The sequence below is a fragment of the Agromyces sp. Leaf222 genome (assembly GCF_001421565.1).
GTDB lineage: Bacteria > Actinomycetota > Actinomycetes > Actinomycetales > Microbacteriaceae > Agromyces.
This window is the reverse complement of record NZ_LMKQ01000001.1, coordinates 34,758-48,653: the sequence shown is the minus strand read 5'-3', so window position 1 is coordinate 48,653 and position 13,896 is coordinate 34,758. Positions and strand designations below refer to the sequence as shown.

The following is a 13,896-nucleotide window of genomic DNA, read 5'->3' as shown; positions in this document are numbered from 1 at the left end:
GTCAGCCCTCCTGTCGGGTGCGCGGGTCGAGCACCCCGTAGATGAAGTCGGCCACGATGTTCGCGAACAGCACCGCGACCGTGATCACGAGGAAGATGCCCTGCATGAGCGGGTAGTCCTTCGCGGCGACCGCCGTGAAGAGGTAGTAGCCGATGCCCTGGTAGGAGAAGACGATCTCCATGACGAGCGTGCCGCCGACGATGAAGCCGAGCGAGAGCGCGAAGCTCGACACCTGCGGCAGGATCGCGTTGCGCGCCGAGTAGCCGAACAGGGCGGTGCGCTCCGAGACGCCCTTCGCCTGCGCGACCGTCACGTAGTCCTCGGACGAGACGGTGACCATCATGTTGCGCATGCCGAGGATCCAGCCCGAGATCGACGAGATCACGATCGTCAGCGCGGGCAGGGTGCCGTAGTAGATGACGGAGGAGATGAACTCCCACGAGAACGACGGAACCAGCGAGCGGTCGTAGCTGCCGCTCGCGGGGAACCAGCCGAGCGTGACCGAGAAGACCGAGATCGCGATCAGCGCGAGCCAGAAGTACGGCACGGCCGAGAAGAACGTCGAGATCGGCAGGAGCGAGTCGGCCCACGTGCCGCGACGCCAGCCGATGCCGGAGCCGATGAGCGTGCCGAGCGTGAAGCTGATGATCGTCGCGATGCCGACGAGGCCGATGGTCCAGGGGATGGCTCCGGCGATGACGTCGGCGACCGGGGCGGAGTAGGCGAACGAGGTGCCGAGCTGGCCGTGCAGCAGCAGGTTCCAGTACTGCACGTACTGGTCCCAGAGCGACATGTTCTCGTCGAGGCCGAACAGCGTGCGCAGCGCATCGGCCGCGTCGGGGCTGATGCGGCCCTGGTTCTTCGCGATGAGCGCGCTCACCGGGTCGCCCGGCATGATGCGCGGGATGAAGAAGTTGATCGTGACCGCGGCCCAGAAGGTGATCAGGTAGAAGCCGAGTCGGCGGAGGAAGAACCTCATGCGAGCGCCTCCGTGATGTCGCTGAGCGTCGGGCGGTCCGGCCGTTCGGAGTAGCCCCAGCATGCGGCCTCGCGGCCGTCGCCGACGGGGAGCAGCGGCGGCGCCTCGGTGCGGCACAGCTCGGTCGCGAACGGGCAGCGGGGGTTGAAGCGGCATCCGCTCGGGGGCTTCACGAGGCTGGGGGCCTCACCACGCGCACCGTGCGCACGCGCCTCGAGGTCGTCGGGGTCGGGCGCCGAGCGCACGAGCAGCTGGGTGTACGGGTGCTTCGGGTCCTGCGTGACCGACTCGGAGTCGCCGGACTCGACGATGCGGCCCGCGTACATGACCATCGTGCGGTCGGCGAAGTAGCGGGCCGAGGCGATGTCGTGCGTGATGTAGAGGATCGCGATGTGCAGGCGGTCACGGAGGTCTTGGAGCAGGTTCAGGATGCCGAGTCGGATCGACACGTCGAGCATCGAGATCGGCTCGTCGGCGAGCAGCACCTCGGGGTCTGCTGCGAGGGCGCGGGCGATCGCGACGCGCTGGCGCTGGCCGCCCGAGAGCTCGTGCGGGAACTTGTCGATGTAGCGCTCGGCCGGCTTCAGCTGCACGCGCTCGAGCAGTTCGACGAGCGCGTCCTCGAGGTCGGTGCCACGCCGGCGGCCGCGGTGGATCCGGATGCTGCGGGTGAGCATGTAGCGCACGGTGTGCACGGGGTTCAGTGACCCGAACGGGTCCTGGAAGATCATCTGCACCCGGCCGACGTACCGACGGAAGGCGCGGCGGCCCTTGGCGGCGGCATCCGACCCGTGCAGGAGGATGCGCCCACCAGTTGCGGGCATGAGCTGGGCGAGCAGTCGGGCGATGGTCGACTTGCCCGAGCCCGATTCGCCGACGAGGGCGAGCACGCGGCCGCGCCGCAGTTCGAAGTTCACGCCGTCGACCGCGTGCACGACGTCGCGCGAGTTGAGCCCGCGGAGCTTGAAGTGCTTCTGCAGGTCGACGGCCTGCAGGACGACGTCGCCGTCGGATGCCGCGGCCTGGGCCTGCGACGCCTCTGAGGAGGAGGGGGACATTCGGGTCACCTCTTGGTCGGAGCTCAACGTTGAGTGGGTGGTGCGGCGGATGCGCGTGGCACCCGCCGCACCTCATCGTCACATCCTGCGGGAAGTGGGGGGCTTCCGGGATGATTCCGATGTTCCGGGCTCTCGCCCGGGGAGGGTCACTCGCTCGGGGTGAGCTTGGACAGGATGAGTGCCGCCTGCGGGCCCGTCGGCTGCGGGTTCGCGTACGGGTCCTCTGCGGTGGGGAATCCGGTGTAGTTCTGCGTGGAGTACTGCGCCACGGCAGGACGCGACCAGATCACGATGCCCGGGACATCCTCGACGTAGTGCTGCTGCACCACGTCGAGCGAGGCCTGGCGGTCGCCCTCGTCGGTCGTCGACTTGAAGGTCGACAGCGCCTCGGTGACGTCGTCGTTGTTGTAGCGACCGAAGTTCCAGTTGGCGGTCTCACCGAGCGGCACGTACGAGGCGCCGTCCATGATGTTCGAGTACAGGTTCCACGGCGTCGAGCCGCCGTCGGTCCAGTGCAGCGAAGCCTGGAAGTTGCCGAACGGGATGGTGTCGTTGAACCAGGTGTCCTGCACGATCGCGTCGACCGTGGCCTCGGCGCCGAGCGATGCGGCACCCTCGGCGATGATTCCGAGCGCGTCGAGGTAGTCGGTCCAGCCGCTCGGGTTCGTGAGCTTGAACGAGACCGCCTCGCCATCGGGGTCGATGAGCTTGTCGCCGTCGTAGGTGTAGCCGGCATCCGTCAGCACTTTCTTGGCGCCGTCGACGTCGACCGTGAGCTCCTGGCCCTGGTACTCGTCCGAGATGAACGCGTCGCCCGACGGCTGCGGCAGACCGGTGACGCTCGTGATCTCGGGCCAGACGCCGTAGCCCGCGGTGGCGGTGATGTCGGCGTGGTCGATGACCATGTTGAGCGCCTGGCGGAAGGCCAGGTTGTCGAACGGCTTCGTCTCGTTGTTCAGGTAGAGCACGTCGACGCCGAAGCCGCCGCCGGCGACCTGGTTGAAGTGGTCGGGGTCCTTGGCGATGTAGGTCGACTCGTAGTCGGGGATGAAGGTCCAGCCCCACTGCGCCTCACCGGTGGTGAGGGCGGTCGTCAGGCCCGCGTTGTCGTTGTAGGCGTCGTAGCGGAGCTCGCCGACCTTCGACTTGCCGCCCCAGTACGTCTCGTTCGGGGTGAGGGTGACGGCCTGCGGGCTGAACGACTTGAGCGTGAACGGACCGGTGCCGATCATGTCGTCGTCGCTGAACGTGACGGCGTCCTCGCCCTCCCAGATGTGCTTGGGCACGATGAGGAGACGGTACAGCTTGACCTCGTTGACGTACTGGCCGGTCGTGAAGTTCACGACGACCTTGCCGTCTTCGACGGTGATGTCGCCGTACTGGTCGGGGAAGTCGATGTTCAGCTCGGGGTTGTCCTTGCGGAGCTGGATCGAGAAGGCGATGTCGTCGGCGGTGAAGTCCTCACCGTCCGACCACTTCACGCCCTCGCGGGGCGTGATGGTCGCCTGCGTGTACTCGGGGTTCCACTCGATCGACTCGGCCAGCCACGGCGTGGGCGCCTCGGTCGGGTCGATCTCGTTGTTCTGCATCAGTGACTCGTAGACCACGTACGCGTAGCCGAGCGACAGCGATGCCGATCCGGTGGCGAGCGGGTTCTGATTCGGCTGCTGCGGACCGTTCGGCATGCCGACGGTGAGCACCTTCGTGCTCGTTCCACCGCCTCCGCCGCTCGTGTCCGCGCTGCACCCCGTGAAAGCCAGGCCGGCGGCGACCAGTACGGCGCCTGCGGCGAGGATGCTCTTTCGCATTTCCATGCCTCCTTGCATTGTGTGTGGGTTGGTGCGTTGGGTGGTGCTCAGCCCGCGACCGTGTGAACGGAATCCAGGCGGAGATCTCGGGAGGACCGGCCCGCGTGCACGCGGTACGTGCATTCGGGAAGGCTCCAGGTGGCGGCATCCGTCGACCAGGTCTCGAACGACCGGCGGGCGAGGGGGATGTCGACGGTCGCGGTGCCGCCGGCGGCGACCTCGGCCACGGCGAAGCCGGCGAGCCAGCGCACCGGGCGGGTGGCTCGGGCGGCGTCATCGGCGGTGGCGTCGGCCGACAGGTAGACCTGCACGACCTCCCTGCCGTCGCGGCTGCTCGTGTTCTCGACGGTCACGCGGGCGGTGACGAGGGCATCGCCGGCGGTTCCGGATGTCGCGTCGACGAGTTCGAGCCCGCGGTACTCCCATGCGGCGTACCCGAGTCCGTAGCCGAACTCGCGGGCCGGCGTGCGGCCGAGGCGGTCCCAGCCGCGGTGCCCGACGTCGACGCCCTCGGTGTAGTCGATGACGCCGTCGACGGGGATGCCGTGGGGCACGGGCACGTCGGCCTCGGAGGCGGGAAGGGTCCACGGCAGGCGGCCGCTCGGCTCGATCGCGCCGGTGAGCACGGCCGCGAGCGACTGCCCGGCCTCCTGGCCCGGAAGCCACCACCAGAGCACGGCGGCGACCTCGTCGAGCCACGGCAGGAGCACGGGGGCCCCGGCGTTCACGACGACGACGGTCGCGGGGTTCGCGGCGGCGACGCGGCGGACGAGCTCGTTCTGACGGCCGGGCAGCTGCAGGTCGGGGCGGTCCCAGCCCTCGGACTCGGTCTCGGAGTTCGTGCCGACGACGACCACGGCGAGGTCGGCGCGCTCGGCTGCGGAGACGGCCTGTGCGATCTCCTCCTCGGTGCCGGGGCTCGGCTCGAGGTGCCGGAAGTGCAGTCGCACGAAGCGGCCGTACGACTCGCCGTCGATGATCTGGGCGTCGCCCTCGATGCGCACGAGGCGGGCCTCGTCGGCCTCGATCACGGTCTCGACGTGCTCGGGGTTGGCGTAGCTGGAGTCGAGGATGACCTCGGCACCGACGACCCGCGTCGAGACGCTGCGCTCGACGCCGTCGACCACGATGCGGTGCGCGCCGACCGGTCCGAGGTCGATGAGGTGGCGGCCGGGACGCGTGAGGTGCAGGTCGGTCGCGATGCGGACGGATGCCACGGCGTCGTCGTCGATCGGGAACCAGAGCCCCTCGGCATCGGGAACCAACTGCGACCCGATCTGCTCGCCGTTCGCGTCGAGGTGCTCGACGAGGATGCCGGGCTCGCCGGTGGGCGTCGTGAGCAGCTCGGCGGGCACGAGCGGCGCGCGCAGGGTGGTCGCCCCACCGCGGAGCAGGTCGACCGCCGCATCGGGGAACGCGGCGCGGAGCGCGTCGATCGGCTGGCTCACGTGCGGCGGGGTGACGAACGCGCTGCCGCCGCCCTGCGTGAAGGGCTGCACGGCGTTGTGGCCGATGAGCGCGATGCGGCCGCGCAGTGCGGGGTCGACGGGCAGGAGTCCGCCGTCGTTGCGCAGCACGACGGTCGAGCGTGCCGCCGCCTCGGTCAGCAGGGCCACGACGTCTTCGCCCGCCGGGTCGTCGGTCGCGCCGGTGGCGTCGAACGGCAGGGTCTCGCCGGCGATGCCGCTGAGGGCGCCGACGCGCTCGGCGAGGCGGATGATGCGCGCGACCTTGTCGTCGATCACGGACTCGGGCACGAGCCCGGACTCGACGGCGGCGAGCAGGCCGTCGGCCCACGGGCCGCCGGGGCCGGGCATCACGAGGTCGAGGCCGGCGATGGCGGGTTCGACGGCCGTCTTCGTGGCGAGCCAGTCGCTGATCACGACGCCGTCGAACTGCCATTCGCCCTTGAGGATGCCGCTGAGCAGGGGCTCGTGCGCGGTCGAGGTGGCGTCGACGCCATCGCGGGTGAGGCCGTTGTAGGCGGCCATGATGGTCCAGACTCCGGCGTCGACGACGGCCTCGAACGGGGCGAGGTAGACCTCGCGGAGCGTCTGCTCGTCGATGCGCGAGAGGTAGGAGGTGCGGTCGGTCTCGGTCTCGTTGCCGATGAAGTGCTTGACGCAGGCCGCGATGCCGCCGGCCTGGATCGCGCCGATGAACGCGACGGCGAGGCGTGCGGTGAGCAGCGGGTCCTCGGAGAGGCACTCGAAGTGGCGGCCGCCGACGGGGCTGCGCTGGAGGTTCACGACGGGTGCGAGGATCACGTCGACGCCCTTGCGGCGGGCTTCGCCGGCCATGAGGGTGCCGAGCCTGGCCTGCAGGTCGACGTCCCACGTCGCGGCGGTGGCCGAGGGGGCGGGCAGCTGAGCGGAGGGGAGTCCGTCTTCGCCGGTGCCGCGCACGCCGATGGGCCCGTCGGAGACGGTCATGGTGCGCATGCCGATCTCGGGAATGGCCCGGAGCGTCCAGGTCGCGGCGCCGGTGAGCAGCGCGACCTTCTCGGCGATGGGGAGCGAGGCGGCGATGTTCGCCGAGTCGATCGCCGATTCGCCGACCGTGTCGGCTGCGGGTGCCCTGTTCGGGTCGAGGGCCCCGGGGGCGGTCGTCGTTGCGGTCACGCCTGAACTCCATCCATGCTCGTCGTTGAGTGACGTTGGACATCGTGACACACTTACTGACATGTAAGTAAGTGAGTGATGTCACGGTTCGGTAACGTCGGACGGTGGCACTCAACAGACCCGAACATCGAGTGCTGCACTCGACATGCGGCGCCTCAGGCGGCATCCTGCACAGGAGCGGATGCCGCGAGTCGGCGCTGCACGAGGAAGGAAACATCCGTGGTGGACACAACGCGAGCCGGGGCCTCCAAGCCCGCGGCCGAGCGCGTGCAGCGACCCCAGGCGCGCACGACCGAACGCCGCGAGGCGGTGCTGAAGGCCGCCCTGAACGTCTTCGGCGCCCGCGGCTACAACAAGGGCGCCCTCGTCGAGGTCGCTGAGCAGGCCGGCATGACCCACGCGGGCGTGCTGCATCACTTCGGCTCCAAAGAGGGGCTGCTCGTCGCGATGCTGAAGTACCGCGACGGCGAGGAGGTCGCCGGCATCCCCGAGCAGGCGCAGGTCGAGGGGCCGGCGTTCCTGCAGCACCTCGTCGACACCGTCGAGGAGAACACGCACCGCCGAGGCGTCGTGCAGGCGTACTCGGTGCTCTCCGGCGAATCGGTGACCGACGGGCATCCGGCCCACGACTACTTCCAGAGCCGAACCGAGGGGCTGAGGTCGAAGATCGCCGGCGTGCTCGGCGAGGTCTCCGGCAACACCGACGAGCGGGAGCTGCGAGACTCCGCCTCAGGACTCATCGCGGTCATGGACGGCCTGCAGGTGCAGTGGCTGCTCGACCCCGACGCCATCGACATGCCGCGCCTGGTCGGGCGCGCCATGGACGAGGTCGTCGAGCGCCTGCGCGCGGCGGCCTGAGCGCCTAGCTTCGCGGCGCCTTCACGAACAGCATCAGCACGAAGCCGACGGCGAGCACGAGCACGATGCCGAGGATGCCGAAGTAGGGCGCCCCGCCGACCGTCACGAACAGGGCGAACGCGGTCGGCGCGAGGAAGCTCACCGCGCGTCCGGTCGTCGCGTAGAGCCCGAACACCTCGCCCTCGCGTCCCGCGGGGATGAGGCGCGCCAGGAACGTGCGGCTCGCCGACTGCGCCGGTCCGACGAAGAGGCAGAGCGCGAGCCCGGCCGTCCAGAACACGATCTGCCCGCCGTCGTGCAGCAGGAAGACCAGCAGGCCGCTCACGATGAGGCCGATGAGGGCGGTCATGATCACGGGCTTCGCGCCGAGCCGGTCGTCGAGCGTTCCGACCGCGATGGTCGAGATGCCGGCGACGACGTTCGCGGCGATCGCGAAGATGATGACCTCGCCCGGCGAGAATCCGAAGACGGATGCCGCGAGCACGCCGCCGAACGTGAACACGCCGGCCAGGCCGTCGCGGAACACGGCGCTCGAGAGCAGGAACCAGACGGTGTTGCGCTGCTCCTTCCAGAGGCGCTTGATGTCGCGCCCGAGCCGGGCGTAGGAGGCGAAGAACCCGACCTTGCCGCGATCGACCGCGGCGGGGTTGCGGTACTCGGGCACCGCGAACAGCACGGGGAGTGCGAACAGCCCGAACCAGAGTGCCGAGACGAGCACGGTCACGCGAATGTCGAGCCCATTCTCGGATGTGACTCCGAACAGGCCGACTTCGGGACTGATGAAGCCGAAGTACACGACGAGCAGCAGCACGATGCCGCCGATGTAGCCCATGCCCCAGCCGAAGCCCGAGACCTTGCCGATCGAGCGCGGCGTCGACACCTGCACGAGCATGGCGTTGTAGTTCACCCCGGCGAACTCGAAGAACACGTTGCCCGCCGCGACGAGGAAGAGCCCGAGCAGCAGGTACTCGGGAGCCGGCTGCACGAAGAACATCGCGAGGGTGATCGCGACGACGATGTAGGTGTTCACGGCGAGCCAGAACTTGCGTCGGCCGCTCGTGTCGGAGCGCTGCCCGGTGATGGGCGCGAGCACCGCGATGAGCAGGCCGGCGATCGCGAGCGCCCACCCGAGCTGCGCCTCGACCGTGCCGCTCGGGCCGAACGACTCGCTCGTCAGGTAGACCGTGAAGACGAAGGTGGTGACGACCGCGTTGAAGGCGGCAGAGCCCCAGTCCCAGAGGCCCCAGGCGAGGATCCGCCCCTTGCGCGCGCCGGCGGCGGAGACGGCCTCGACCTGTTCGGTCGGCACGCCGATCGTCGCTGCGGCGCCGTCGGGAGGCGTGAGGTGCGACGGCGGGAAGTTGCGGGGCGCGTCGTCGGTCGGGTCGGTCATGCCTGCAGTCTCATTCGGTCGGGTGAACGGCCGGTGACGGATGCCGCGGCCCGGCGCCCATCGACCGGTGCCGCACGCTGGGCGGGCGTTCGATCGTCGGTGATCTGCAGGAACACTACTCCGCGGGGCGACCCGCATCTCGTTGCGATGCGAACGGGTCGCCGCCGGAGGTCTGGTGCCGGTGCGCACCAGATGCAAGACTCGACGAATGCTCGATACCGCCCGTCACCAGCCCGCACCGAGGGCGCGTCGTCGTCGTGGCGGAATCGCGATCGCCACGGCGGTCCTGGCGCTGCTCGCCGCGTCGGCGGTCGGGTTCGGCTCCGTCGCGCCGGCGGCGGCCGACCCCGAGATGACCTACTTGGCCGTCCCGTCCGGGCGGTATCCGATCGACGTCGACGCCACGCCCGACGGTGCACACGTCTTCGTCATCTCACGAGGAGACGGCGGCGCGGCCGACCTGCGGGTCTACGACACGACGGACTTCGCCCAACTCGGCGTGGTGACGTTCGGGCCGGGCACCGACTTCAACCCCACCTCGGTGCAGGTCTCGCCCGACGGCTCGCAGGTGTGGGTCGCGTTCTACAACCCGGGCCAGATCCTCGTCTACCCGACCGCCGACCTCGTGGCGGGAGGAACGCCGGCCCCGATCGTGATCACCGCCGGGGGCGGCTTCGTCGACCTCGAGGCCGACACCGCGGGCACCTACGTCTACGCGGCCACGCTCTTCAATCCGCAGTACCAGTTCTCCACGGCCGACCCGACGGCGCCGCCTCGCACTGTCGCCGTGCCCAACGGGTCCCGGGGCGTCTCGGTGCGCACCGACGACACGCAGGCGTACTTCACCTCGTTCGCGCCGGCGCCGACCGGCGGCGTGCAGGCGGTCGACGTGGCCGGCGACGGCTCGCTCACGCTCGGCACGCTCACCCCCACGGGCGACCTGCCATGGGATTCCGCGTACGTCGAGAACGTCGACCGGGTCCTGAGCTCGAACTCCGGCACGCCCACGTCGATCTCCGCCTTCACGCCCGGGTCCGCCGATCCGGTCTCGACGGTTCCCGTCGACTGCGGTCCGCGCCTGCTCGATTCGACCCCGAACGGCGACCGGGTCTACGTCGCCTGCCTCACCGGCGGCATCGTCGCGATCGACTACGAGACCGGCACGCCGGTCGGGGCGCGGGTGGACATCGGTGCGAACGTCGAGTCCGTCGACGCCTACAGCGCGACCGGTGCCGACGCCGACCGCGTGTACGCGACCAGCGGCGGCACCGATGAGCTGCTCGTCTTCACGAAGCCGACGATCACGGGCGGGGGCGACCTGACCGTCGACGAGGGCGCCACCGCGACCTTCACGGCGACCGCCGACGACTTCTGGCAGCAGATCCGATGGCAGTCGAGCACCGACGGCGGCACCACCTGGACCGACGTCGCCGGTGCGACCGGCGAATCGCTCGCGGTCGACGGAACGCTCGAGAACTCGGGCCTGCGCGTGCGCCTGGTCGCCACGAGCGCGCTCTTCGACGCGGTGATCGGCGACCCGATGCTCCTCACGGTCACGCCCGCTCCCACGCCGACCCCGACGCCGACGGCCGGGCCGACCCCGGCGCCGAGCCCGACCGGCGCACCCGAGCCGTGCACCGCCGGTGCGCCGTGCCTGCCCGCGACCGGTGTCGATGCGGCATCCGGCGTGACGCTCGCCGTCGGCGCGCTCGCCGCGTCCGGATTGCTGCTCGCGTTCGCGCGCACGGCTCGGCGCCGCGCCGGGCGGTCCTGACCGGGTCAGTCCACGGCGACGTCGATCGCGTGCAGCGGCGTGCTCACGAACGTGAGTCGATCGGTCTCGACCACGACCACCGAGGGCACGCCGGTGCCGGGATCCGTCGGCCCGCTGTGGGCGCCGGGCACCGGATCACCGGTCTCCGCATAGCCCGCGGCCGCGAGCGCAGCGGGCCACTCCGAGGAGGCGACGTCGATGCCCGAGAGCTGCACCACGGTCAGCGTGGCGTCGGACGACGGCCGGCCCCACTTGCAGGCCAGGCCGCCCGCCTCGATCAGGTCGTCGGCGATCGGGTAGAAGGTCGAGGCGCCCACGTCGATCTGCTCGAGGCCGTCGGCCTCCAGACGGGCGATCGCCTCCTCGGTCAGCACGGTGTCGCAGGTCGGGTCGCTCGTCGCCGGGGCCGGCTCGGCGGCCGGTTCGGGCGACGCCGATGCGGACGCCTCCACGGGAGCGCTCGTCGCGTCGACCGGCGGGGTCGCGCTGCATCCGGCCAGCGCGGCACCCGCCAGGACGACCGCGACGGCGAACATCGAACGGCTGGTGGCAGGAGTCATGGGCGCGATCCTAGAGAACCGGGCGACCCGGCCGCTTCCGGGCACGCCCTGATGCGCCCGCCCGCCGTGCGTCACCAGATCACGGCCACGAGCTCGCCGAACAACGCCTCGGCGTCGCATTCGAGCCGCTGCCTCGTGAACCAGTCGCAGACGTTCACGCAGTCGCGGTGCAGCAGGTCGAGGCCCTGCGGGTTCGAGACGAGGTCGACGACCTGCGGCAGGTCGATCGCCACGACGCGCCCGCGGTGCACGAGCAGGTTGTAGGGCGAGAGGTCGCCGTGCGCGAGGCCGTTTGCCGCGAGCACGTGCATGAACTCGACGACCTGGTGGAACAGGTCCCGGAGCTCCTCCGGCGTCGCGCGCACCTGCGCGAGGCGCGGCGCCGCCACTCGTCCGTCGCCGATGAACTCCATGAGCACCTCGGTTCCAGCGACCTGCACCGGGTACGGCACCGCGGCGCCGAGCTCGGTGAGGCGGCACAGTGCCTCGAACTCGGCGCTGGCCCACTGCACGCGGGCGACCGAGCGTCCGAACGAGGTGCCCTTCGCGACCGCGCGCACGTCGCGCGTGCGACGCAGCCCACGCCCCTCGGTGTAGATCGTGGAGCGGTGGAAGTCGGAGTGCTCGCTCGAGCGGTAGCGCTTGGCCGCGAGCACGACGAGGTTGCCCGCGACCTCCGCCGCGGCATCCGGGATCGCGCGCTCGATGAGGAACACGTCGCCCTCCTTGCCGGTCTTCACGACGCCGAGTTCGGTGTCGATCGCCGCGGCCGAGGTGACGAGCCAGTCGGGGCGGGGCGCGGGGCCGCGCTCGCTCGGGGTGGTCGCCGGCCAGGTCGACCAGCGTTGGCCCTCGCCCGGTTCCGTGGTCTGGAACGCGAGGGAGGACAGGTCGGATGCCGCGGTCGAACGCGCGGCGGAGGTGTCGTCGAGAGACGAGAGGAAGGTCACGATGGTTCTCCGAGTGAGATGGAGGCCACCGGGCTGCCCGGCCGAACGGCTGGTTCGACTACAGGCGGGGGGCCTCACAGGAAAGGGGGTCTGCGAAACGCGCGACGAAGGCGTCGGTCATGACTCGCTCCTTCCACTCGGTGAGTCGGATGCCGCGTGGTGCGGCTTGCGACACCATACGCGCCCTCGCGGGCGGCTGTCCACCACGACGTTCGCCGCGACGGTCCCGCGGCCCGACTCGGAGAAACGCGAGGATCCCTCTATCGCAAGCGGCGCGCGGTGTGGTTGAGTGCGGCTATGACTGGGGGCGCAGGCGCGCAGGCGCCGTTCAACTTCCGTCTCGCGATCCTCCTCGCGATGGCGATGTTCGTGCTGGTGGTCGACACGTCGCTCATGAACGTGTCGATCTCGGCGGTCGTGCGCGACCTCGACACCACGGTGAGCGGCGTGCAGGGCGCGATCGCGCTCGAGGCGCTCGTGTCGGCCGCGTTCATCCTCATCGGCGGCAAGACGGGCGACCTCATCGGCCGCAAGCTCGCCTACGTGCTCGGGCTGCTCGGCTACGCCGTGGGTGCGATCGCGATGGTCTTCGCGCAAGACCTCACGGCGATCATCATCTTCTGGGCGATCATCGGCGGCATCGGCGCCTCGCTGCTCCTGCCGGCGATGCAGTCGCTCATCCACGGCAACTTCGAGGGCGCGCAGCAGAAGCGGGTCTACGCGCTGGTCGGGGCGTCCGCGGCGATCGCCGCCGCGGTGGGTCCGCTGCTCGGCGGCTTCATCACGACGTTCCTCTCGTGGCGGGTCGGCTTCGCGCTGGAGGCCGCGATCATCGCCGTGGTGCTCATCGGCATCGGCCTCGTCAAGGACGTGCCGTACCACGGCGACCGCTCGATCGACCTCGTGGGTGCGCTGCTGTCGATCGTCGGCATGGGCGGTGTCGTGACCGGCATCCTCGTGTGGCAGGAGGGCGGCGGCTACGTCGGTCTGATCATCGGCATCGGCGTGCTCGGCCTCGGCCTCCTCGTGTTCTGGTTGCGCAGCCGCAAGCGGCGCGGCAAGCCGACGCTGCTCGACCCCGCGCTCTTCGAGTCGAAGATGTTCCGCGCAGGTGCGAGCGGGCAGCTGCTGCAGCAGATCGCCCTCGGCGGCACGATGATCGTGCTGCCCATCTACCTGCAGATGGTGTTCGAGTACAACGCGCTGCAGGCGGGGCTCTCGATCGCGCCGCTCTCGCTCAGCATGTTCGTCGTCGCGCTGCTCGCGGGGCGCGGGCTCAAACGCCGACCGGCGAACATCATCCTCGGGGGGTTCGCGCTCGTCGTGATCGGCGTCGCCGCCATCGTGCCGATCGTGCCGATCGCCGACTCCGGGTGGTTCCTCGTGGTGCCGCTCATCATCGCGGGCTGCGGCCTCGGGCTGCTCGTCTCGCAACTGAACAACTACACGCTCTCGCCGATCTCCGACGAGCGGGTCAGCGAGGCCGCGGGCGTGAACTCCGCCGCCGGGTCGTTCGGCCTCTCGTTCGGCCTCGCGTTCGCGGGCGCGATCATGCTCGCGACGCTGGCCTTCACGTTCACAGCGAGCGCCGACGCGAGCACCGTCCTCGACGACGCGCAGCAGGAGCAGGTCTCGACCGTGCTCGAGGAGGACGCCGAGATCATGACGAACACCGGGCTCGAGGCGCTCCTCGCCGACGAGACGCCGGAGGTGCAGGAGGAGGTGCTGCGCATCAACACCGATTCCCGCTTCATCGCGCTCCAGATCGCACTGCTCGTGCCGATCCTCGCTGGGCTCCTCGGCGTGCTCAACGGCTTCCGGATGCGGCGGCTGCCCGATCCGGCGCCGAACGCGTCGGCCGAGGGGTCGATGCTCGGCTGACGGCCACGCGGGAG

10 protein-coding genes are annotated in these 13,896 nt (G+C 70.3%); 3 read left to right on the top strand and 7 right to left on the bottom strand.

The genetic code is table 11. The features are described from left to right. Window position 1: 1 nt before the first annotated feature. From ASE68_RS00235 to ASE68_RS00220, 4 genes are all read right to left on the bottom strand, one after another. The gene (locus ASE68_RS00235; protein ID WP_055853851.1) at window positions 2-979 is read right to left on the bottom strand and encodes an ABC transporter permease; all 978 of its coding nucleotides are present in this window, start codon (window positions 977-979) and stop codon (window positions 2-4) included. After that, complete coding sequence (locus tag ASE68_RS00230; protein ID WP_055853849.1) at window positions 976-2,037, bottom strand: ABC transporter ATP-binding protein; 1,062 nt, start codon at window positions 2,035-2,037, stop codon at window positions 976-978. Before ASE68_RS00230 ends, ASE68_RS00235 begins: the two co-directional genes overlap by 4 nt. Before the next feature lie 146 nt (window positions 2,038-2,183). Then, complete coding sequence (locus ASE68_RS00225; protein WP_235480722.1) at window positions 2,184-3,845, bottom strand: ABC transporter substrate-binding protein; 1,662 nt, start codon at window positions 3,843-3,845, stop codon at window positions 2,184-2,186. Between the two features lie 47 nt (window positions 3,846-3,892). After that, on the bottom strand, window positions 3,893-6,466 hold the full coding sequence (locus ASE68_RS00220; RefSeq protein ID WP_235480721.1) for a beta-glucosidase: 2,574 nt from the start codon (window positions 6,464-6,466) through the stop codon (window positions 3,893-3,895). 219 nt (window positions 6,467-6,685) lie between these two features. On the opposite strand from ASE68_RS00220, the gene ASE68_RS00215 reads away from it, so the two are divergent. After that, window positions 6,686-7,324 carry a TetR/AcrR family transcriptional regulator gene (locus ASE68_RS00215; protein ID WP_162238228.1) on the top strand — a complete coding sequence of 213 codons (639 nt, stop codon included), beginning with the start codon at window positions 6,686-6,688 and terminating at the stop codon, window positions 7,322-7,324. Window positions 7,325-7,328: 4 nt separating this feature from the next. Here ASE68_RS00215 and ASE68_RS00210 read toward each other — a convergent pair whose 3' ends face one another. Further along, on the bottom strand, window positions 7,329-8,717 hold the full coding sequence (locus ASE68_RS00210) for an MFS transporter (protein ID WP_082461713.1): 1,389 nt from the start codon (window positions 8,715-8,717) through the stop codon (window positions 7,329-7,331). A gap of 208 nt (window positions 8,718-8,925) precedes the next feature. Here ASE68_RS00210 and ASE68_RS00205 point away from each other — a divergent pair, with 208 nt between their 5' ends. Next, window positions 8,926-10,491, top strand: coding sequence for a hypothetical protein (locus ASE68_RS00205; RefSeq protein WP_055853844.1), 1,566 nt, complete (start codon window positions 8,926-8,928; stop codon window positions 10,489-10,491). Window positions 10,492-10,496: 5 nt separating this feature from the next. Here ASE68_RS00205 and ASE68_RS00200 read toward each other — a convergent pair whose 3' ends face one another. Both ASE68_RS00200 and ASE68_RS00195 read right to left on the bottom strand, forming a co-directional pair. After that, on the bottom strand, window positions 10,497-11,051 hold the full coding sequence (locus ASE68_RS00200) for a hypothetical protein (protein WP_157421470.1): 555 nt from the start codon (window positions 11,049-11,051) through the stop codon (window positions 10,497-10,499). A 71-nt stretch (window positions 11,052-11,122) separates the two neighbouring features. Further along, on the bottom strand, window positions 11,123-12,001 hold the full coding sequence (locus ASE68_RS00195; RefSeq protein WP_082461710.1) for a serine protein kinase RIO: 879 nt from the start codon (window positions 11,999-12,001) through the stop codon (window positions 11,123-11,125). 297 nt (window positions 12,002-12,298) lie between these two features. On the opposite strand from ASE68_RS00195, the gene ASE68_RS00190 reads away from it, so the two are divergent. Continuing rightward, window positions 12,299-13,882: an MFS transporter gene (locus ASE68_RS00190; protein WP_055853837.1), complete on the top strand. Its 1,584-nt coding sequence runs from the start codon at window positions 12,299-12,301 to the stop codon at window positions 13,880-13,882. Window positions 13,883-13,896 lie beyond the last annotated feature (14 nt).